The sequence below is a fragment of the Sneathiella sp. genome, assembly GCF_029233945.1.
In the GTDB taxonomy this organism is placed as follows: domain Bacteria; phylum Pseudomonadota; class Alphaproteobacteria; order Sneathiellales; family Sneathiellaceae; genus Sneathiella.
Genome location: NZ_JARGOQ010000015.1, coordinates 51,459 through 70,168, shown reverse-complemented (window position 1 = coordinate 70,168; position 18,710 = coordinate 51,459). Strand labels below are relative to the sequence as shown.

At 53.6% G+C, this 18,710-nt stretch carries 20 protein-coding genes; 13 read left to right on the top strand and 7 right to left on the bottom strand.

Annotated features, from left to right (window positions below; translation table 11 throughout):
* Positions 1 to 38: 38 nt before the first annotated feature.
* From P1U71_RS07180 to ptsN, 8 genes are all read left to right on the top strand, one after another.
* A complete protein-coding gene (locus P1U71_RS07180) occupies positions 39 to 653 on the top strand; it encodes a ribonuclease D (RefSeq protein ID WP_301104887.1) in 615 nt (204 codons plus the stop codon).
* 118 nt (positions 654 to 771) lie between these two features.
* Positions 772 to 1,788 (top strand): SIS domain-containing protein, encoded by a 1,017-nt coding sequence (locus P1U71_RS07175; protein ID WP_301104886.1) that lies wholly within the window; start codon positions 772 to 774, stop codon positions 1,786 to 1,788.
* A gap of 3 nt (positions 1,789 to 1,791) precedes the next feature.
* Positions 1,792 to 2,469, top strand: a complete 678-nt coding sequence (gene lptC, locus P1U71_RS07170; RefSeq protein ID WP_301104885.1) for an LPS export ABC transporter periplasmic protein LptC — start codon at positions 1,792 to 1,794, stop codon at positions 2,467 to 2,469.
* A gap of 22 nt (positions 2,470 to 2,491) precedes the next feature.
* Positions 2,492 to 3,049 carry a lipopolysaccharide transport periplasmic protein LptA gene (lptA, locus tag P1U71_RS07165; RefSeq protein ID WP_301104884.1) on the top strand — a complete coding sequence of 186 codons (558 nt, stop codon included), beginning with the start codon at positions 2,492 to 2,494 and terminating at the stop codon, positions 3,047 to 3,049.
* 14 nt (positions 3,050 to 3,063) lie between these two features.
* On the top strand, positions 3,064 to 3,837 hold the full coding sequence (lptB, locus tag P1U71_RS07160) for an LPS export ABC transporter ATP-binding protein (protein ID WP_301104883.1): 774 nt from the start codon (positions 3,064 to 3,066) through the stop codon (positions 3,835 to 3,837).
* A gap of 33 nt (positions 3,838 to 3,870) precedes the next feature.
* The gene (rpoN, locus tag P1U71_RS07155) at positions 3,871 to 5,418 is read left to right on the top strand and encodes an RNA polymerase factor sigma-54 (RefSeq protein WP_301104882.1); all 1,548 of its coding nucleotides are present in this window, start codon (positions 3,871 to 3,873) and stop codon (positions 5,416 to 5,418) included.
* A gap of 160 nt (positions 5,419 to 5,578) precedes the next feature.
* Positions 5,579 to 6,172 (top strand): ribosome-associated translation inhibitor RaiA, encoded by a 594-nt coding sequence (gene raiA, locus P1U71_RS07150; protein WP_301104881.1) that lies wholly within the window; start codon positions 5,579 to 5,581, stop codon positions 6,170 to 6,172.
* A gap of 41 nt (positions 6,173 to 6,213) precedes the next feature.
* Positions 6,214 to 6,678 (top strand): PTS IIA-like nitrogen regulatory protein PtsN, encoded by a 465-nt coding sequence (gene ptsN / locus P1U71_RS07145; protein WP_301104880.1) that lies wholly within the window; start codon positions 6,214 to 6,216, stop codon positions 6,676 to 6,678.
* 34 nt (positions 6,679 to 6,712) lie between these two features.
* Here ptsN and P1U71_RS07140 read toward each other — a convergent pair whose 3' ends face one another.
* Together P1U71_RS07140 and P1U71_RS07135 are read right to left on the bottom strand one after the other, a co-directional pair.
* Positions 6,713 to 6,931 (bottom strand): hypothetical protein, encoded by a 219-nt coding sequence (locus P1U71_RS07140; protein ID WP_301104879.1) that lies wholly within the window; start codon positions 6,929 to 6,931, stop codon positions 6,713 to 6,715.
* Positions 6,932 to 6,965: 34 nt separating this feature from the next.
* On the bottom strand, positions 6,966 to 7,424 hold the full coding sequence (locus P1U71_RS07135; RefSeq protein ID WP_301104878.1) for an Hsp20 family protein: 459 nt from the start codon (positions 7,422 to 7,424) through the stop codon (positions 6,966 to 6,968).
* Positions 7,425 to 7,615: 191 nt separating this feature from the next.
* On the opposite strand from P1U71_RS07135, the gene P1U71_RS07130 reads away from it, so the two are divergent.
* Complete coding sequence (locus tag P1U71_RS07130) at positions 7,616 to 9,127, top strand: 3-hydroxyacyl-CoA dehydrogenase (protein WP_301104877.1); 1,512 nt, start codon at positions 7,616 to 7,618, stop codon at positions 9,125 to 9,127.
* A 15-nt stretch (positions 9,128 to 9,142) separates the two neighbouring features.
* Here P1U71_RS07130 and P1U71_RS07125 read toward each other — a convergent pair whose 3' ends face one another.
* The 4 genes from P1U71_RS07125 to nthA form a co-directional block, all read right to left on the bottom strand.
* Positions 9,143 to 9,406: a hypothetical protein gene (locus P1U71_RS07125; protein WP_301104876.1), complete on the bottom strand. Its 264-nt coding sequence runs from the start codon at positions 9,404 to 9,406 to the stop codon at positions 9,143 to 9,145.
* 65 nt (positions 9,407 to 9,471) lie between these two features.
* Positions 9,472 to 9,834, bottom strand: a complete 363-nt coding sequence (locus tag P1U71_RS07120; RefSeq protein WP_301104875.1) for a nitrile hydratase accessory protein — start codon at positions 9,832 to 9,834, stop codon at positions 9,472 to 9,474.
* Positions 9,824 to 10,489 carry a nitrile hydratase subunit beta gene (nthB, locus tag P1U71_RS07115; RefSeq protein ID WP_301104874.1) on the bottom strand — a complete coding sequence of 222 codons (666 nt, stop codon included), beginning with the start codon at positions 10,487 to 10,489 and terminating at the stop codon, positions 9,824 to 9,826. Before nthB ends, P1U71_RS07120 begins: the two co-directional genes overlap by 11 nt.
* A 1-nt stretch (position 10,490) precedes the next feature.
* A complete protein-coding gene (gene nthA, locus P1U71_RS07110; protein WP_301104873.1) occupies positions 10,491 to 11,111 on the bottom strand; it encodes a nitrile hydratase subunit alpha in 621 nt (206 codons plus the stop codon).
* 173 nt (positions 11,112 to 11,284) lie between these two features.
* Here nthA and P1U71_RS07105 point away from each other — a divergent pair, with 173 nt between their 5' ends.
* The 3 genes from P1U71_RS07105 (at position 11,285) to P1U71_RS07095 (ending at position 13,649) form a co-directional block, all read left to right on the top strand.
* Positions 11,285 to 11,863 carry a hypothetical protein gene (locus P1U71_RS07105; protein ID WP_301104872.1) on the top strand — a complete coding sequence of 193 codons (579 nt, stop codon included), beginning with the start codon at positions 11,285 to 11,287 and terminating at the stop codon, positions 11,861 to 11,863.
* Positions 11,864 to 11,965: 102 nt separating this feature from the next.
* The gene (locus tag P1U71_RS07100; protein WP_301104871.1) at positions 11,966 to 12,868 is read left to right on the top strand and encodes an ABC transporter ATP-binding protein; all 903 of its coding nucleotides are present in this window, start codon (positions 11,966 to 11,968) and stop codon (positions 12,866 to 12,868) included.
* A gap of 4 nt (positions 12,869 to 12,872) precedes the next feature.
* On the top strand, positions 12,873 to 13,649 hold the full coding sequence (locus tag P1U71_RS07095) for an ABC transporter permease (protein ID WP_301104870.1): 777 nt from the start codon (positions 12,873 to 12,875) through the stop codon (positions 13,647 to 13,649).
* A 13-nt stretch (positions 13,650 to 13,662) separates the two neighbouring features.
* Here the strand turns inward: P1U71_RS07095 and P1U71_RS07090 are convergent, their stop codons facing one another.
* Positions 13,663 to 15,930 (bottom strand): NADP-dependent malic enzyme, encoded by a 2,268-nt coding sequence (locus P1U71_RS07090; RefSeq protein ID WP_301104869.1) that lies wholly within the window; start codon positions 15,928 to 15,930, stop codon positions 13,663 to 13,665.
* A gap of 94 nt (positions 15,931 to 16,024) precedes the next feature.
* On the opposite strand from P1U71_RS07090, the gene mutS reads away from it, so the two are divergent.
* Complete coding sequence (gene mutS / locus P1U71_RS07085) at positions 16,025 to 18,691, top strand: DNA mismatch repair protein MutS (RefSeq protein ID WP_301104868.1); 2,667 nt, start codon at positions 16,025 to 16,027, stop codon at positions 18,689 to 18,691.
* Positions 18,692 to 18,710 lie beyond the last annotated feature (19 nt).

Below are 18,710 nucleotides of genomic sequence, written 5' to 3'. Positions count from 1 at the left end.
CATCCTTCTCGCCGCACTAGCCGTTACCGGAGGATGAAATGGCAATTTTTCTGCATCATGGCGACCTTCCCGACGATATCGACCTCGGTCCGTCCATCGCGGTGGACAGCGAGACGATGGGGCTTCTCCCGCATCGTGACCGGCTCTGCCTTGTGCAGCTCTCGTCCGGCGATGGAAATGCGCATCTCGTCAAGTTCGATGGCAAAAGCTATGACGCTCCAAACCTCGTCCGGCAGCTTGGCGATCCGGAGCGGCTCAAGATATTTCATTTCGGCCGGTTCGATATTGCTGTGATGGAACATTACCTCAATGTGACCTGCGCGCCTGTTTACTGCACGAAAATCGCGTCCCGCTTGGTCAGGACCTACACCGACCGCCACGGACTCAAGAACCTCTGTCAGGAGATTCTCGGCATTGATATTTCAAAGCAACAACAGTCCTCAGATTGGGGCGCCGAAGAACTCAGTGACGCACAAATGGAATATGCCGCGTCCGATGTTCTCTATCTGCATCAGTTGAAAGAAAACCTAGATGAAATGCTGATACGCGAAGGACGAATGGAACTCGCGGAGCAATGTTTCAAATTTCTGCCGACCCGCGCAAGGCTCGATCTTGCGGGATGGGCGGATACAGACATCTTCGCACATAGCTAGAGGTAGGGACGGCAAAGCGCTATTATCCTTGTTAAGAAGACGCAATTTTCTTATATATTGATGGACTTCAGTGATAGTGTGTCGGACCGGTTGTAACGGCGCCGGAAAGCGCAAACAGATGGCGGATCGGTTAATGGCATTTTCAAAGGACGTGGCGACAGCCCGAGTTGACGAGACAGCCGATCTCGTTGCCGCCCGGAAAGTGCTGAAAACTGAAGCGGATGCGCTTCTACAGCTTCTGGACGATCTCGACGGAGAGTTTATCAAAGCCCTTGATTTTATCTTCAAGGCGCGCGGTCGCGTCATTGTCAGCGGCATGGGCAAAAGCGGGCATATCGGCAACAAGATTGCGGCGACACTCGCATCCACTGGCACCCCTGCGCAATTCGTTCACCCGGCCGAGGCGAGCCACGGGGACCTTGGCATGATCACAAAGAATGATGTGGTGCTGTGCCTCTCCAATTCCGGCGGCACAAAAGAACTGAGCGATATCATTGCCTACACCCGGCGGTTCCATATCCCTCTCATCGCGATTGTCGGCAAAGCCGACAGCACGCTTGGTCGCCGCGCCGATGCGCTGTTACTCCTACCCGACGCACCGGAAGCCTGCCCGATGGGTCTCGCGCCAACAACATCGACAACGGCAGCGCTGGCGATGGGAGATGCCCTTGCGGTTGCCCTGCTTTCGCGCCGCGGCTTCGATGCCGAACAGTTCCGCGTTTTTCACCCAGGTGGCAAGCTGGGTGGCTCCCTTATCAAAGTCGCGGACCTGATGCACACCGGAGATGCCATGCCACTCGCCCGCGAAGGCACGTTAATGAGCGAAGCGCTTATCGAGATTTCCGCAAAAAGTTTCGGTTGCGTCGGCGTTCTGGACGAGAAAAATGCCCTTGTCGGGATAATTACCGATGGAGATTTGCGCCGGCATATGGGGGCAGACCTTCTCGGTAAACCTGTAAATGAGGTGATGACCCGTAATCCGCAGACGATTTCCGCAAGGGCGCTGGCCGGAGAAGCTCTCGCGCAGATGAATTCTACAGGGTTTAATGGTATTACCTGCCTGTTTGTGGTCGATGAAGGGCAAACGATCGGCATCATCAGTGTGCATGACTGCCTGCGCAGCGGAGTCATGTAACAAATGAAACGCGTGGATGCCATACCAACAAAGGACGAAATCTCGAACGAGACGCTTGCCGGCACGACTGACTTCATTGGCACGCCGGGGCTGGTGGAAATGAAGTTCAACGCCCGCTACAGCCATTTTGTTACGATTATTAAGTTCATATTGTTGGGACTTGCTATCCTGCTTGTCGGGCTTGCCTTTATCCTTCCTAATCTTGATAAGCCGGAGGGGTTCAAGCTCGATTACGCGGACGTCACGGTATCCGATGACGGGCTGACGATGAAGAACCCGCAATATGTCGCAAGCGATATTAACGAGCGGCAGTATGTCGTGACGGCGGATACAGCAACGCAGAAGACAGCAACGGCGTCCCTTGTCTCGCTCAAAAATATTCAGGCGGATATCACCCTTCCCAGTCAGGACTGGATTTCCATCACGGCACCGGCGGGAGAACTGGATACGGAAACCGGCGTTTTGGACCTTTATGGCGAGATTGATATTTTCAGCGACAGCGGCAATCAGTTTTCCGCCAACTCGGCCCAAGTCAACCTGAAGAAGCGGACGATCACAAGTAAAAATCCGTTGAAAGGCCATGGTCCGCTCGGCGCCATTGAAGCGGATAGCCTTGCCGCCGACCAGATTACTGGTAACATACGATTTGACGGCAATGTCAAAATGACTATCAATCCTTAAAAAGAATCTTGGACATCCCCAAATGCGCAGGCTGACAAAAAAACTAATAATACTGATCCTTGCCATTGGCCTGTTTGCTGCAGGGTCTCCCGAGAGCGCCATGGCGCAATCCGCCCTCACCGGGGGCAGTTTCGATACCAATCAGCCGATCGAGATCACCGCGGACTCGCTTGAGGTGCAACAGGCCAACCAGCTCGCCATCTTCGAAGGAAATGTTCAGGTTGTGCAGGGCGAGATCAGGATGCGGGCCGCCAAGCTGATGGTGCATTACGCCGACAAGAACCAGTCTGAGAATGGGGAGCCTGCCAACATCCGCCAGATCGATGCTTTGGGAAATGTATTCCTTTCCAGCCCGCGAGAAACGGCGCAGGGAGACAAGGGCGTTTATGATGTCATAAATAAGCAGATTGAATTGCAGGGAAATGTGGTATTAACGCAAGGAAAGAACGTTCTACGTGGTAACACGCTGACCCTTGACCTGATTACCGGCAAAAGCCGGGTCGAAGGCGGCGGCGCGACAGGCGGAAACACGGGCCGTGTGAAAGGGATTTTTGTTCCTGAGAAAAAAACCGGCGAGTAGAGTATGAGACGGATATGACAACAGGAACAGAGGAAGTGGAGCGGGGCCCGCGGCTGGTAGCCGAAAACTCCGGCTTGAGAGCGCAAAACATCGGCAAGGCCTTCAAAAAGAGACCGATCCTTCGCGGCGTCGACATAACCGTCAGCCGCGGTGAGGCCGTTGGCCTCCTCGGGCCCAACGGTGCCGGCAAGACGACCAGCTTCTATATCATTTCAGGCTTGTTGCGACCCGACTATGGCACAATTTATCTTGATGGCCGGGATGTCACGGAACTCCCGATGTATCGGCGTGCCCGTCTGGGTATCGGTTATCTGCCGCAGGAAGCATCAATTTTCCGTGGCATGAATGTGGAGCAGAATATCCGCTCCGTTCTGGAACTTATCGAGCCTGTCCGGGAAAAGCGCGAGAACCAGTTGGAGAGTCTGCTCGCGGAGTTTTCCATCTCTCACCTTCGCCGCACGCCATCGATTGCCCTGTCAGGTGGGGAGCGCCGCCGTGTTGAGATAGCCCGCGCGCTCGCGGGCCAGCCTAACTACATTATGCTCGACGAGCCATTGGCGGGCATTGACCCAATCGCGGTTGGCGATATACGCGATCTGGTTTCTCACCTCAAAGACCGTGGGATAGGTGTTCTGATTACCGAACACAATGTGCGTGAAACGCTTGATATCATTGACCGTGCATATATTCTTAACGAAGGTCGTGTCATAAAGGAAGGAAACCCGTCGGAGATCGTATCCGATGAAGGAGTGAGACGCGTATATTTGGGGGATCGCTTCAATCTCTAGACAGCTTGAGATTGACAGAGATCAGGAGAGACAATGGCGCTAACGCCCAGACTTGATCTAAGGCAAAGCCAGCAACTTGTGATGACGCCACAGTTGCAGCAAGCAATTAAGCTGTTGCAATTGTCCAATCTGGACCTAGCTGCCTATGTGGAACAGGAGCTGGAGAAAAACCCCCTTCTTGAACGCGACGAGACGCAACCCGGCGAAGATGAATATCCTGCCACGGATGGTGACGCAGACATCGAAATTGACGGAGACCCCACATCACTTGAGGAAATAAATATTTCTGAAGAAGTGCCCCTCTCCGCCGCCGAAAATACCGCCATCGATACCGATTACGACAATATCTATACAAGTGACTCCCCTCTTGATGCTCCGTCAGATGCGATTGGCGCGGATGCCGCCAATACCGGTGTTCTAGGCGCAAGCTCTGGGGGCAGCAATTCCTTTTCCGGGGCTGATCTTAATCTAGAGAATACCTTAAGTGAGGATCTATCCCTTCACGACCATCTCAGCCAGCAGCTAAATCTCCTGTCTCTTTCGCCTGCAGACAAACTGATCGCGTCATACCTTATTGATATGGTGAGCGATACGGGATACCTAGTTGGCGATCTGATCGAGGCAGCAGAAAGCCTAGGCTGCACTGCGGAGCGGATAAAGTCTGTCCTCGAAATCCTGCGAGGTATGGAGCCTACAGGCGTTTTTGCAGCCGATCTCACCGAATGTCTTGCATTGCAGCTAAAGGAAAAGGACCGCTACGATCCGGCGATCGCGGCACTTCTTCAAAACCTGCAGATGCTGGCCGAGGGTAATCTCAAAGGTTTGCTGGAGGTCTGCGGCGTCGATCAGGAAGATCTCGCCGACATGATTTCTGAGATCAAGGCGCTGGACCCGAAACCCGGTTTGCAGTTCGGGGGAGAGGTGGCACAGACCGTCGTACCCGATGTCTTTGTTCACCGGCGACCCGACGGTGGATGGCAAATCGAGCTGAACAGCGAAACCCTACCCAAGGTGCTTGTCAATAACCGCTACTATTCGGTTATCAGCAACAAGTCGCGGCGTAAGGAGGAAAAGGAGTATCTGTCCGAATGCCTGAACTCGGCCAACTGGCTGGTGAAATCTCTGGATCAACGTGCCCATACTATCCTGAAGGTTGCCACCGCACTGGTTGAGGAGCAGGAAATGTTCTTCACCCAGGGGATTGAATTTCTCCGTCCGCTTAACCTGAAAACCATTGCCGAGGCGATTTCGATGCATGAAAGCACGGTGAGCCGGGTTACCTCTAATAAATATCTGGCCACTTCCCGCGGGGTGTTCGAGCTGAAATATTTTTTCACCTCCGCCATCAATTCAACATCCGGAGGCGATTCCCACTCGGCGGCGTCCGTCCGACATAAATTAAAACAGCTTATTAATGACGAAGCCCCAAATCGCATTCTTTCTGACGACAAAATCGTCGAATTGATGAAACTTCAGGGGATAGATATTGCACGGCGTACTGTTGCAAAGTATCGTGATGCTATGAATATACCGTCGTCCGTGGAACGGCGGAGAATGAAGAAGCAACTGATTGCTTCATAAATGGGATGCAACAAATGGTGCCTCTGGCACGGCATTTTTCCGTTTCAAATAGCGCGTGTTGACATTGCCACGCGCAAAAACTATGGTCCCGCCCTCAAATGGAATTTAGCGCTATTTTTTGGCGGATATTGGTCTCACTTCTTAAGATTGGATCATTGTGATGCATGTGATTGTAAAAGGTAAGCAGATTGATGTCGGCGACGCCCTTCGCGAACATATTGAAGGGAGTCTGGAAATCGGCGTTTCCAAATATTTTGATAACGCAATTGATGCGCAGGTGACATTGAGCCGAAACAGTCATAACTTTCACACGGAATGCAATGTCCATATCGGCTCTGGCATTGATGTCGCTGCTTCGGCCGACCACACCGATGCGTATAGCAGTTTCGACTCCGCGTTGGAACGTGTTGAGAAGCAACTCCGTCGATATAAACGCCGCCTCAAAAGCCATCATGGTAAGGAGCGGTATCAGGCGAAAATGGCCTTTGCCGCCCAAAGCTATATTCTGGCGCCAGAGCCGGAGGAAGAACCGTCGGACACGGAAACCCAGGACGATTGGCAACCCATGATCATTGCAGAAAGCAGTGCAAATATCCCCGATTGCTCGGTTGGCGAAGCAGTTATGCGGATGGATCTTGCGAATCTGCCTGCGATGATGTTCCAGAATTCCTCAACGCAGGAGCTGAACGTGGTTTACCGACGGCCTGACGGCAATATTGGTTGGATCGACCCCAAGGTCGAAAAATCCGCATAAATTTTATTTTGCCGTCTTAATGAGCAACCAGATCAGGTATCATGGAAATCAGTGATCTTATTCAGCCGCAGACAGTTTTTGCGGATCTGAAAGCAACAAGCAAAAAGCAAGCCTTGCAGGAGTTGGCACGCCGTGCCGCCGTTGCTACCGGCTGCGCCGAGCGGGATATTCTGGACGTTCTGATTGAACGCGAACGTCTCGGCACCACGGGTATCGGCAAGGGTATTGCCATCCCTCATGGTAAACTGCCTGGAATTGACAAGGTATATGGGGTGTTCGCAAAACTGAACACTGGCATTGATTTCGATTCGATGGATAACCTTCCGGTCGATCTTCTGTTCCTGTTGCTTGCGCCGGAATCATCCGGCGCCGATCACCTCAAGGCGCTGGCCCGGGTATCCCGCACGCTTCGGGACAAGGGGCGGTGTGAAAAGCTGAGAGGCAGTCAGGATGCGGATGCCCTGTACGCCATCTTGACAGAAGAAGGCGCACAGTCCGCAGCCTAGTCTTAATCTAAGGGAAAAAAATCCGCTTCCGTGCCTAGTTGACGAGAAACGCCTCGAAATCATTCTGGCGGGCGACAACCATAGCAGCATCGGCCGACTTCTCTTCTCCAAGTTGCTGGCCGTTGGCGGCAAAAATGCGAAAGACAATGCCTCCGTCTTCTTCAGCGGCACGGATATAAGCCATATCCATTGAGCCCAACATGCCGAAAGCGGCGGGACTTAAATGGCGGAGAGTAGCTTCCTGATATTGCATTTTTAAAACTCCTTAACGCGACCCCAATAAATTATCAGTCAATAAATTCCGACGAATTGACGGGCTTCATTTCTTTTTTAGAACTTTTTTTTCTGATCTTGATTTGGTGACTTTCCATTTTCGGCGTCGGCAGCTGCAATTCAATATGTAGAAGCCCGTTTTCCATATCAGCGCCGGTAACTTTCAACCCCTCCGCAAGAACAAATTTACGCTGGAACTGACGAGCTGCGATTCCACGGTGAAGGAAAACACGCTCCGACTCGTCCCTTTGCTTACCATGAATGATAAGTTGGTTTTGTTCCAGTGTTATCTGGAGATCATCCTCGGTAAAACCGGCGACAGCAAGCGTAATTCGCAATGCGTTATCGCTCATCTGCTCAATATTATAGGGCGGATAACCTTCCTTTGAAGATTTCGAAAGCTGGTCGAGAATCTGGTCAAACCGATCAAACCCCAGCATGAGCGGGTGATTAAATGATGATGCGCGCGGCATACATATTCTCCTCCAAATGAGCGAGCCTGCTGCCGGTTAGCCATTAACCGCAGCCCTGAATAGCCCAAAAAGGCACTATTGCTTATTTATGTAAGGACTAGGTGCCGTGGCATCAAGGTAGGGTTTTACAAATTTCCTGCGCACGGTATAAGTCACATCAACTTTCGACAAGAACAATAATGGAAAAGCAAATGAGCATCGATCCGCAAAAGCGGGATTTAAAGATAGGTATCGTCGGCGCTGGCGCAATGGGCAGGGGCATCGCACAGGTATCCGCAACCGGCGGCATGTTGGTTTATATTTACGACGCCGCCGACGGTGCGGCAGCCGCGGCAAAAGATTTTATCACCTCCATGATTAGTCGGTCCGTTGAAAAGGGCCGGTTGGAGAAGAGTGAAGGCGACGAAGCGATTGAGCGCCTCCATGTCGCGGACGGCATCGAAGGGCTTTCTGAATGCGATCTGGTCGTTGAGGCGATTATTGAAAATATCGATATCAAACAGAAGGTCTTCCAGCAGTTGGAAAACGTTGTCCAGCCGGACACCATTATTGCCTCCAACACGTCCAGCATCCGCATTTCCTCCATCGCCTCCGCCTGCACCCATCGCGGTCGGATTGCGGGTCTGCATTTCTTCAACCCGGTTCCCCTGATGAAACTGGTCGAGGTCATTAATGGCACCGACACCAGCGAGGATGTCACCAAGGCGCTGGAAGTCATCGGAAAGCGAATGGGCCGCGTTCCCGTAGTCGTCAAGGATGCGCCCGGTTTCCTTGTCAATCTTGGCGGTCGTGCTTATACCACGGAGGCCCTTCGGATCGTATCTGAAGGCGTGGCAACGCCGTTTCAGGTAGACGCCATCATGCGGGAGGCCTGCGGTTTCCGCATGGGTCCGTTCGAGCTTATCGACCTGACCGGTATTGACGTTAATTTTCCGGTTAGCCAGATCATTTACAACGGCTATTTCCAAGACAAGCGCCTCTCCACCTATCCCCTGCATGAAAGCATGATGGAGGCGGGCCGCCTTGGCAAAAAGACGAAGGCCGGATTCTATGAATACACCGAAGATGGCACCATCATCCGGCCGGATGTAGCAGAAGAAATCTCCGCAAGTCCGGCGCGCCGCGTTATCCTTGCCGAACCTTCCGCTGCGCTGGATGGTCTATTACGGGATCTTGGCGTGAGTGTTCTCTCTGAGGACGACGGCGCGTCGCCTATTCTTGCCGATCCGATCGGGGAAGACTGTACGGCGCTATGCGCCCGTCTCGACCTTGATCCGAAGCGCCTTGTCGCCATCGATACCCATACAGGCGTTTTCTCCCGCGCGACCGTGATGGCCGCTCCCGGTGTCAACGAAGAAATCGTTCAATCCGTTATGGCAATGTTGAGCGAGGTTTCCGGCGGTGTCACGCGCATCAAGGATAACCCGGGTTTTGTCGCCCAACGCATCCGAGCCATGATCGCGAATCTCGGCTGCGAAATGGCTCAAATTGGAGTCGCAACACCGGAGGATATCGACAAGGGGATGAAGCTGGGGCTCAATTATCCGTTGGGATCGGTTGAACTCGCCGAAAATATGGGCACCCGGAACTGCCTCAAGATTATGAAGACACTGCAGGAAATTACCGGGGAAGACCGTTATCGGCCGAGCCAGTGGCTCCGTCGCCGTGCACTTCTGGATCTGCCGATCCATACATTGGATTAATGCTGAAACGCCCGTCTACTGGACGGGCGTTTCGTCTTCGCGTTCCGCCGCCATCTGCGCCATTTCCTGAAGAGCGCCCGCGGCATTCCCACCCAGGCTCGTTTCCACCGCTTGCATCATGGTAGCAATCACGGCCGCTGTGAAATGTTCGCGCTCAAGCCCGGCGGACACGCAATCCTGCAAGGCTTTGTCGAGATGGCCCGTGATTATCTCCGCAGCTTTGTCGAGCTTGTCCTTAATTTCGGGATCGGGCGATGGCGGTGAAAAATTATCAGACACGGGCTTTCCAGTATTCTAGTTTGATTTGACCAGAGACATAAGTCTTTGGAGCGCGATACGCAAATCTATTTCGGCGATTTGCGAATTTCAATCGGTTGGCCATGTGGCGTATGTTCCGACGCCTCCCGCCATTCCGCCTTGCGCACCGACAACTGTTCTGGCGTGAGCAATGCTTTTAGAGCGACGATTTTTTCTAGTGCCGAGAGCCAGCAATGGTAATAGGCGGTATTGCCGACCCCTTGCCCTGACTCTGTATCCGCCGCGATTTCGGCACCAAAGACTTCCGCCCATTCACTCCAACTGAACTGCCCCGCCTCATTCAGCTTGACCGTCAGAGCAAAAGCCTGCGCCTGCCAGGGTTCATCGAACACAGGACCCTCTTCATCCTGCGGGATGCTGATAGACTGCAGAGTGGGATCAAGCGCCATCGCTTGCCGCCTCCAGATAATCGTCCCACAGATCAATATAAATATAGTCACCTTCGGTGCCGTCCGGGCCCCAAAGTTCGGTGGAGGCGAACTTGACGCTGTAAAGCGGCTGCGGATCGCTCCTGCCCGCAGCACTTGCATCCGGGAAAACATGCGGGCCGTAATCGGCAACGATCTCACCAATATGCCCCCTTGCGTAACGAGGGAGTCGCGTATGCCCCACCGGATGTATGTTTCTTGCGCGCACCTTATCCCCCACCCTGAAACGGGCTGGCTTTCCCGCGTCCGCAATATAGTTTCCACCTTTGCTCATAACCGCGTCGACATCTTCGGCTTTCAAGGCTGGCCTTGGTGTTGATACTGGCTTCGGCGCAACACCGCCGGTCAGCTCTTCTTCCGAAATAATGCCTTTCTCACTCAGGATACGAATGAGACCATCAAGCCAGATTTCGTAATAGCTGCTTGAAAGATAGGTGCCGGGGTTCATGCGTTCGCGCGCATGGCGGGATTCGTCTATACTACGTATCCCGGCAGGCATTGCATTATTCATGGCGAACATTCGCTTTTCCCAGTTCGCATGGAAAACCGGTTCATTCTCCTCGGGCTCTATCGGGCCCATGCCATGCATGCCGCCCATATCATGAATGCCATCCATGTCAGGCTCCTTCCGCCATGGTCGGGCTATCCGCTTCCCGCGTGCCGATCATGCTGTCACGATTGACAAGTTCTGCAAGAGCGTCTTCATCCATTTCTTCCGTCCCTTCGGGCCGTTTCGGGATAACAAGATAACGGGTTTCCGCCGTGCTGTCCCACACCCGGACTTCCGTGCCCTCGGGAAGCCGGGTTCCAAACTCTTCCAGCACTTTTCGAGGTTCACGAACCACGCGCGCACGATATGGAGCGGATTTATACCAGACGGGTGGCAAGCCCAGCACCGGCCATGGGTAACAGGAGCAAAGCGTACAAACGACAACATTATGAACCTTGTCCGTATTCTCCAGCGCCACCAGTTCTTCTCCCTGTGCGCCGGTAAATCCGAATTCCGCCACCGCCGAAGTCGCGTCCTTCAGCAGTCGCTCGCGATAAGCGTCATCCACCCAGGCCCGGGCAACAACCTTCGCGCCATTCTTAGGACCCACCTTGTTTTCATACCGATCAACCAGCGCATCGAGTGCCTCCGCCTCGACAAGTCCCTTTTCAATAAGCAGGGATTCAAGGCTTTTAACCCGAAGAACTGTTTCCGGCAACGGATCTCCATGCTTGTGATTGGCCCCCATTTCATCCTCCCTCGGCGGTAAATTATTCTCTTAACAGTTCGTTAAGGCCCTATCAGCGAATATAGGCTGCATTTTTACGGAGTACAAAAGCATTTGCGAAAAATAGGCAGTATCCTTGCCATTTGGCTTAACCCTGTACTATTCACCCACAGCGCTATTGCAAGGGGAGTAAAATGACCTGGATCAGAACAATCCCGATGGAACATGCGGACGGCCCCCTTAAAAGCCTTTATGAGCGCATCAGGGGTGAGGACGGTGAACTTGACACCATCATGGTCGCCCACTCTCTCCGACCGCATATGATGGAAGGGCATATAGCCCTGTCCCAGAACGTTCTCAATAACAGTGCCAATGCGCTTGAGCAGTGGAAAATTGCCGCAATCGGAGTCTATGTCAGTCAACTGAATGGCTGTGACTACTGTGCAGATTTCTACTTCAAGGGACTCTCCGAGCTTTTGGATGATGAGGATTATTTGAACAGGCTCTGGACCGCATTTGAGGCAGACCAGCCCGATCACATTCTCGCCGGGCCAGATCTCGCGATGATGCTCTATGCCAACCTGTTGACGACACGACCAAACCAGATTTCCGTCAGCATGATTGATGAACTTCGTAATTCCGGCCTTTCGGATGGCGAAATTCTCGAGATCAATCAGGCCGTTTCCTACTTTTCATATGTCAACCGTACCGTGCTTGGTCTTGGTGTGTACGAAAAGAATGACGAGAACGTCGCCGGGGCGGCGCACACTTAAACTCCTCCGCAACCAATCAAAGCTCGATATTGAAGACCAAAGCCTTGCGCTTTGAGGTCAAACTTCATACCCTCCCGCTCTGATTGCGCGAGAGGGACCCCCATGGAGAGTACAGCTGTCATCACCGCCACCCATCTTGTCAAGCGATACGGCAAGCTGGAAGTGGTTAAGGGAATTAATTTTTCCGTTCCGGCAGGACAATGTTTCGGCCTGCTTGGACCCAATGGAGCGGGAAAATCAACGACCATGCGGATGATCATGGGGTTATCCGAGGTAACTGGCGGAGAGCTGAAGGTATTCGGGGAACCCGCCAGCGACATGCGGCGGGAAATAAAGGCGAAAATCGGTCTGGTTCCGCAAGAAAGCAATCTCGACCCAGACATCTCGGTTCTTGAAAATCTTGTCGCATTCGGCCGATATTTTGCCCTTTCCAAATCCGCAATCGATCAGCGAAGCAATAAGCTGTTGGAATTCATGCAGCTTAACGACAAGAAATTCGCACCGGTGAACGCTCTTTCCGGCGGCATGAAACGGCGGCTGACCATTGCGCGCGCCCTTATCGGCGATCCGGAAATGGTGATCCTGGATGAACCAACGACCGGCCTTGATCCCCAGGCTCGTGTACTCATCTGGAAACAGCTGACGGAACTTAAAAAGGAGGGGCGCACGCTCCTTCTGACCACCCATTATATGGATGAAGCGCAGCGGCTTTGTGACCAGATTGTCGTCATTGATAACGGTATAATCCTCGATCAGGGTACGCCGGAGGAGCTCATTGCCCGCCATGTAAAAGGGTATGTGTTTGAGGTTCAAAAACCCAACCTCGCCATCTCCCCCGAAAATCGCTGGGATCAGGAGGATATCGGCGATTCTGTGCTTTATTTTGTCGATGATACAGCAGAGTTCATAACCGATTTGCCCGAAGATGCCATCTATCTGCATCGCCCCGCCAACCTTGAGGATGTTTTCCTGCGCCTGACCGGGCGAATTCTGAGGGAGAATTAAGCCCATGAAAATGCCGGAATCCGTTTATGTGATGGCCGTCTATGACCGCCAATACAGGGTGTTTAGAAAGCTTCTTGGTTCTTCCCTTGTCGCGAACGTTGCCAACCCCATTCTGTTCCTGTTCGCCTTCGGCTTTGGCATGGGATCCTTCATCGACACAATGTCGGGGATGAGCTACCTGACGTTCGTGGTCGCCGGCATGATCGGTTATTCAGCCGCCTTCGCTGCGAGTTTCGAAACATCTATCGGCGCCTTCACCCGCTATTTTCTGCAAAAAAACTGGGACGCCATTCTCTCAACCCCGGTTACGTTAGCGGAACTGATGATGGGGGAAATTCTCTGGGCGTCGGTGAAGGCCCTGTTTTCTGCCATCTGTGTCCTGATTGTTGGCTGGCTATGGGGCGGCGTGCCGACTTCCTTTGAGCCGCTTCTCACCCTGCCAATTGTGTTTCTGGGATCAATCTGTTTTGCCTGTGCCGGTTTGATCGCGACTGCCTACGCCAAGGGATATGAGTTTTTCAGCTATTTCTTCACCTTCTGGGTGACGCCCATGTTTATATTTTGCGGCGTGTTCTTCGACATTGACCGCTTTCCAGACTTTATCCAGTATTTCGCCTGGTTATTCCCCATGACGCATCTGGTCGCGGCCATTCGTCCGCTTACTGCGGGCACGGAGTTGGATATCGCCGCCATCTTCTTGCATACCGGCTACATCACCGTCTTTAGTGCGGCTGCATTTTGGATTGCCCATCGCAAGTTGCGCCAGAGGCTTTATGACTGAGACGTGATGCGCGCTACTGGCTGGCCTCATGCGCGGCAAGCGCCGCCATATTGACCAGATCGGAAACAGTTGCCCCGATCGGGACAATCTGCACTGGCTTTGACAACCCGACAAGCAACGGGCCGATCACCTTGCTCTCACCCAGCACTGGCAGCAGTTTCGCTGCAATATTGGCGGAATGCAGCCCGGGCATGACCAAAACATTAGCCGGGCCGGACAATCTGCAAAACGGGTAGAAGCTGGCCATCAAATCCGGATCCAGTGCGACATCTGCGGAAATATCACCCTCATATTCAAAATCGAGCTCTTCGCGATCCATCATCTCAACTGCCTCGCGAACGCTGTCGGCAGTATAATGTTTCGGGTTTCCAAAATTGGAATAGGACAGAAGCGCGACGCGTGGCTCATGTCCCAAACGCCTTGCAACTTCCGCTGTTTCCTTGGAAATCGCGACAAGCTCTTCCGCCGTTGGCAAAGTGGTAACAGTTGTGTCGGCCATGAAAACCGTGCGGTCGCGACCGACAATGACGGAAACCCCGATCACGCGCTGATCAGGCTTTGGATCGATCACTTTCTGGATTTCCTTGAAGGCAACGGAGAAACGGCGGGTAACACCGGTAAGAACCGCATCCGCATCCCCCATCGCAACCATACAGGCAGCGAAGATATTACGATCCCGGTTTACGAGTCTCGCGCAGTCCCGAAGCAGATATCCTTTTCGCTGCAGCCGTTCATAGAGAAAATTATAGTATTTCTCCCGATTTTCCATCTCGCGGGCATTGTAAATCTCGATATTCTCGGAACCTTCAATACCGATTCCGGTCATGATTTTTTTAACTTCGTCCTCACGCCCGATAAGGACCGGAATACCGTACCCGGCTTTCTGGAATTCGACGGCTGCACGGATGACTTTTTCTTCCTCACCTTCCGCGAAAACAACCCGGCGCGGCGCGGCGCGCACTTCATCGAGGATGAGCTGCAAGGACCCTGCTGTCGGGTCGAGACGCGCCCGAAGCTCATTGCGATAGGCCAGTTCATCTATGATAGGGCGGCGGGCAACGCCACTATCCATGGCCGCTTTCGCGACCGCCGTCGGCACATGACTAATCAGCCGCGGATCGAACGGTACCGGAATGATATATTCAGGGCCGTAGATCGGGCGTTTTCCCTTGTAGGCAGCAGCAACTTCATCGGGGACATCCTCCCGCGCCAGTTCGGCCAGCGCTTCGGCGGCGGCGATCTTCATTTCCTCATTAATCGTCGTCGCCCGCACGTCGAGCGCCCCGCGGAATATATAGGGAAAGCCGAGAACGTTATTCACCTGATTCGGAAAGTCGGAACGTCCCGTCGCGACAATCGCATCTTTTCGCACCTCGGCGATTTCCTCCGGGCGTATCTCCGGGTCCGGGTTAGCCATGGCAAAAATGATCGGCTTGTCCGCCATGGTCGTGACCATTTCCTTGCTGACGGCATCCTTTACGGATAGTCCAAGGAATATATCCGCGCCCACCATGGCTTCTTCCAGCGTGCGGGAATCCGTCGTGACCGCATGGGCAGATTTCCACTGGTTCATCCCGTCTTCACGGCCCTGATAGATAACGCCCTTCGTGTCACAAAGAATGGCATTGTCATGCGGCAGCCCCATTGCCTTGATCAACTCAAGGCAGGCGATAGCGGCAGCTCCCGCGCCATTTACCACAACTTTACAATTCTTGAGCGACCGTCCCGTCAGGTCCAGCGCATTGATGATTCCAGCGGCGCAGATAATCGCCGTGCCATGCTGGTCATCGTGAAAGACGGGAATATCCATAAGTTCGCGCAGGCGCTGCTCGATAATAAAGCATTCCGGTGCCTTGATGTCCTCAAGGTTAATCCCGCCAAAGCTCGGTCCCATCAGACGGACCGAATTGACAAATTCATCCACATCCTCGGTATCAAGCTCAAGATCAAAACAATCGATATCGGCAAAGCGCTTGAAAAGAACTGCCTTCCCTTCCATTACCGGCTTGGAACCGAGAGCACCCAGATTGCCAAGACCAAGGACAGCCGTGCCATTGGAAATAACGGCGACGCGATTTCCTTTCGTGGTGTAGTCATACACTCGCTCGGGATCGTCAGCGATCGCAAGGCACGGCCCCGCAACACCTGGTGAATAGGCAAGGGAAAGATCCTGTTGAGTAGCCACGGCCTTGGTCGCCACAATTTCAAGTTTCCCGGGCTTACCCTGCGCATGGTAACGCAATGCCTCTTCATACTGGCTGAAATCCGGTTTATCGCTCATCGACCCCTGTCCCCAAAAAACTCTTGTATTTTTTCATGTTTAAAAATTACGATTAAGCAGTTGGCAAAATGGCCTGCTATGGTAGTTTTCCCCCATGCCTACCCTAGTCAAAACCAAGTCGCAACCGAATAAAGCAGTAACGCCCATGATGGCGCAATATCTCGCTATCAAGGAGGCACATCCTGATAGCCTGCTGTTCTATCGGATGGGCGATTTTTACGAGTTGTTTTTTGACGACGCCGAAGTCGCGTCGAAAGCGCTGGATATTGCGCTGACGAAACGCGGCAAGCACGAAGGGGGCGACATACCCATGTGCGGCGTTCCCGTTCATGCGGCGGACAACTATTTGCAAAAGCTTATCCGGAAAGGACATCGCGTCGCAGTTGCTGAACAGACGGAAAGCCCGGCGGAGGCGAAGAAACGCGGCTATAAGGCCGTGGTTGCGCGCGAAGTTGTCCGTCTGGTCACACCCGGTACCATTACCGAAGACAGCCTTCTTGACGCCAGAAGCCATAATTTCCTGCTCGCGCTCGCGCGTGCCGGGAAAGACTATGCAATGGCGTGGCTTGATATTTCGACCGGCGAATTTTTCGCGGCCGGGACCGAGCCGGAGGAACTGTCTGCGCAGATTGCGCGCCTGCAACCCGGCGAAATTCTTATTTCGGACAAGTGGCTGGATGAAGAGAATTTTTCAGAGCTAGTAAGCGACTGGGGAAAAGCGCTGACTCCACTGCCGTCTGTCCGCTTTGACAGCCAGAATGGTGAAAACCGCCTTAAATCCCTCTTCGATGTGGCAACCCTCGATGCGTTTGGGGCTTTCAACCGAGCGGAGCTGGCTGCGGCCGGGGCGCTGGTGGATTATGTGGAACTGACGCAGAAGGGAAAGTTCCCCCTGATCAAAACACCGGTGAAGCTCGCGGCAAATGATGTCATGTCCATTGATGCGGCCACCCGCCGTAATCTTGAACTGATCCGCACAATGAGCGGAGAACGGAACGGAAGCCTGCTTTCCACAATCGACCGGACGGTCACCGGCGGTGGCGGCCGACGCCTCGCCGCCGATCTGTCGAGCCCTTTGACCGATCCCGCGAAAATCGCAAAGCGGCTCGATATGGTGAGCTTTTTTACGAGCGACCGTGGCCGACGAGAGCAGCTTCGCGACATCCTGCGGCGCTGCCCCGATACAGAGCGGGCGCTGTCGCGTCTGATGCTGGGCCGTGGCGGACCACGCGACCTTGCGGTTATTCGAGATGGCCTCGCGGAGACTGCCAATATCCGGGCAGGCATGGCAACAGGCGAGCTTGATTCCCTGCCCGCTGGCTTAATAGAGGCAAGCGAACAGCTTGGGTACCATGCGGAGCTTGTTGACCTTTTTCGCGCGGCCCTTGCACCGGATGTTCCTTTGCTCGCCCGGGATGGCGGCTTTATCGCTCGCGGTTTTCGTGCCGATCTGGATGAATTCCGCACGCTCCGCGACGAAAGCCGCCGCCATATCGCTAATTTGCAGGCGGCTTACGCGAAAGAGGTCGATATCCCGTCGCTCAAGATCAAGCATAATAATGTGCTAGGTTATTTTATCGAGATCACCCCAAGATTCGTCGACAAAATGACGGAGAATTTCATCCATCGCCAGACCATGGCAAATGCAGTGCGCTATTCAACGATCGAGCTCGGGGAATTGGAAGGTAAAATCTCCCGCGCGGCGGACCGGGCACTTGCGATGGAAATAACTTTATTTGATGAACTGGTCGATAAGGTGAAGAAAGCGGGTCCGGCCATTTTGTCCGCTGCGGAAGCCATTGCCCGCATAGACGTCGCCGCCAGCCATGCGGAACTGGCGATTGAGCAATCCTATTGCCGTCCTATCGTAGATAACAGTCTCAGCTTTGAAATTACCGGAGGACGTCACCCGGTTGTTGAAGCCGCGCTTAAAACGAGCGCCGAAGCAGATTTCGTTGCCAATGACTGCTGCCTCAACGAAACCCAACGCCTCTGGCTTCTGACCGGCCCGAATATGGCGGGTAAAAGTACTTTTTTAAGGCAAAACGCCCTCATTACCATCCTGGCACAAATGGGCGCCTTTGTGCCCGCGAACGCCGCCCATATAGGCATCGTCGATCGCTTGTTCAGCCGGGTGGGCGCCGCCGATGATTTAGCCCGGGGTCGGTCAACCTTTATGGTCGAGATGGTGGAGACTGCCTCCATCCTCAATCAGGCGGGACCGCGCGCGTTGGTGATCCTTGATGAGATCGGGCGAGGAACTGCCACCTATGACGGATTGTCCATCGCTTGGGCAACCGTTGAAAATCTGCATGATATCAATCAATGCCGAGCCCTGTTCGCGACCCATTACCACGAACTGACGGCGCTTGCCTCCAAGCTTGACGCACTCCAGAACCACAGCATGCGCGTCCGGGAATGGAAAGGCGACGTCATCTTCCTCCATGAAGTTGGAGACGGATCGGCAGACCGGTCTTATGGCATTCAGGTCGCCAAGCTGGCCGGTCTTCCAAAAGCCGTGATCAAGCGGGCGGAAGCTGTTCTGACCGCGCTGGAGGAAAAAGACCAGGGATCGGCGGCGACGCGGCTCGCCAATGACCTGCCCCTTTTCTCTGCGGTAATTGAGGAAACAGCGGCACAGGAAAAAAGGAAAACACCATCCGAGCTTGAAGAACGGTTCAAGTCCGTCAATGTTGACGACCTATCCCCTCGTGACGCGCTCAACCTGCTTTATGAGCTTAAGAAACTGGGCCGCGATTGACCAACTTGTTAATGACAAG

Excerpts from the sequence above, each read along its gene's own strand:
- lptA (WP_301104884.1), top strand. The coding sequence starts at position 2,492 with ATGCGCAGGCTGACAAAAAAACTAATAATACTGATCCTTGCCATTGGC.
- mutS (WP_301104868.1), top strand. The coding sequence starts at position 16,025 with ATGCCTACCCTAGTCAAAACCAAGTCGCAACCGAATAAAGCAGTAACG.
- P1U71_RS07135 (WP_301104878.1), bottom strand. The coding sequence starts at position 7,424 with ATGCCGCGCGCATCATCATTTAATCACCCGCTCATGCTGGGGTTTGAT.
- lptB (WP_301104883.1), top strand. The coding sequence starts at position 3,064 with ATGACAACAGGAACAGAGGAAGTGGAGCGGGGCCCGCGGCTGGTAGCC.
- nthA (WP_301104873.1), bottom strand. The coding sequence starts at position 11,111 with ATGGGGGCCAATCACAAGCATGGAGATCCGTTGCCGGAAACAGTTCTT.
- P1U71_RS07100 (WP_301104871.1), top strand. The coding sequence starts at position 11,966 with ATGGAGAGTACAGCTGTCATCACCGCCACCCATCTTGTCAAGCGATAC.
- P1U71_RS07130 (WP_301104877.1), top strand. The coding sequence starts at position 7,616 with ATGAGCATCGATCCGCAAAAGCGGGATTTAAAGATAGGTATCGTCGGC.
- ptsN (WP_301104880.1), top strand. The coding sequence starts at position 6,214 with ATGGAAATCAGTGATCTTATTCAGCCGCAGACAGTTTTTGCGGATCTG.
- P1U71_RS07180 (WP_301104887.1), top strand. The coding sequence starts at position 39 with ATGGCAATTTTTCTGCATCATGGCGACCTTCCCGACGATATCGACCTC.
- P1U71_RS07105 (WP_301104872.1), top strand. The coding sequence starts at position 11,285 with ATGACCTGGATCAGAACAATCCCGATGGAACATGCGGACGGCCCCCTT.
- P1U71_RS07095 (WP_301104870.1), top strand. The coding sequence starts at position 12,873 with ATGAAAATGCCGGAATCCGTTTATGTGATGGCCGTCTATGACCGCCAA.
- P1U71_RS07120 (WP_301104875.1), bottom strand. The coding sequence starts at position 9,834 with ATGGCGCTTGATCCCACTCTGCAGTCTATCAGCATCCCGCAGGATGAA.
- P1U71_RS07175 (WP_301104886.1), top strand. The coding sequence starts at position 772 with ATGGCGGATCGGTTAATGGCATTTTCAAAGGACGTGGCGACAGCCCGA.
- rpoN (WP_301104882.1), top strand. The coding sequence starts at position 3,871 with ATGGCGCTAACGCCCAGACTTGATCTAAGGCAAAGCCAGCAACTTGTG.
- P1U71_RS07090 (WP_301104869.1), bottom strand. The coding sequence starts at position 15,930 with ATGAGCGATAAACCGGATTTCAGCCAGTATGAAGAGGCATTGCGTTAC.
- nthB (WP_301104874.1), bottom strand. The coding sequence starts at position 10,489 with ATGGATGGCATTCATGATATGGGCGGCATGCATGGCATGGGCCCGATA.
- P1U71_RS07140 (WP_301104879.1), bottom strand. The coding sequence starts at position 6,931 with ATGCAATATCAGGAAGCTACTCTCCGCCATTTAAGTCCCGCCGCTTTC.
- lptC (WP_301104885.1), top strand. The coding sequence starts at position 1,792 with ATGAAACGCGTGGATGCCATACCAACAAAGGACGAAATCTCGAACGAG.
- raiA (WP_301104881.1), top strand. The coding sequence starts at position 5,579 with ATGCATGTGATTGTAAAAGGTAAGCAGATTGATGTCGGCGACGCCCTT.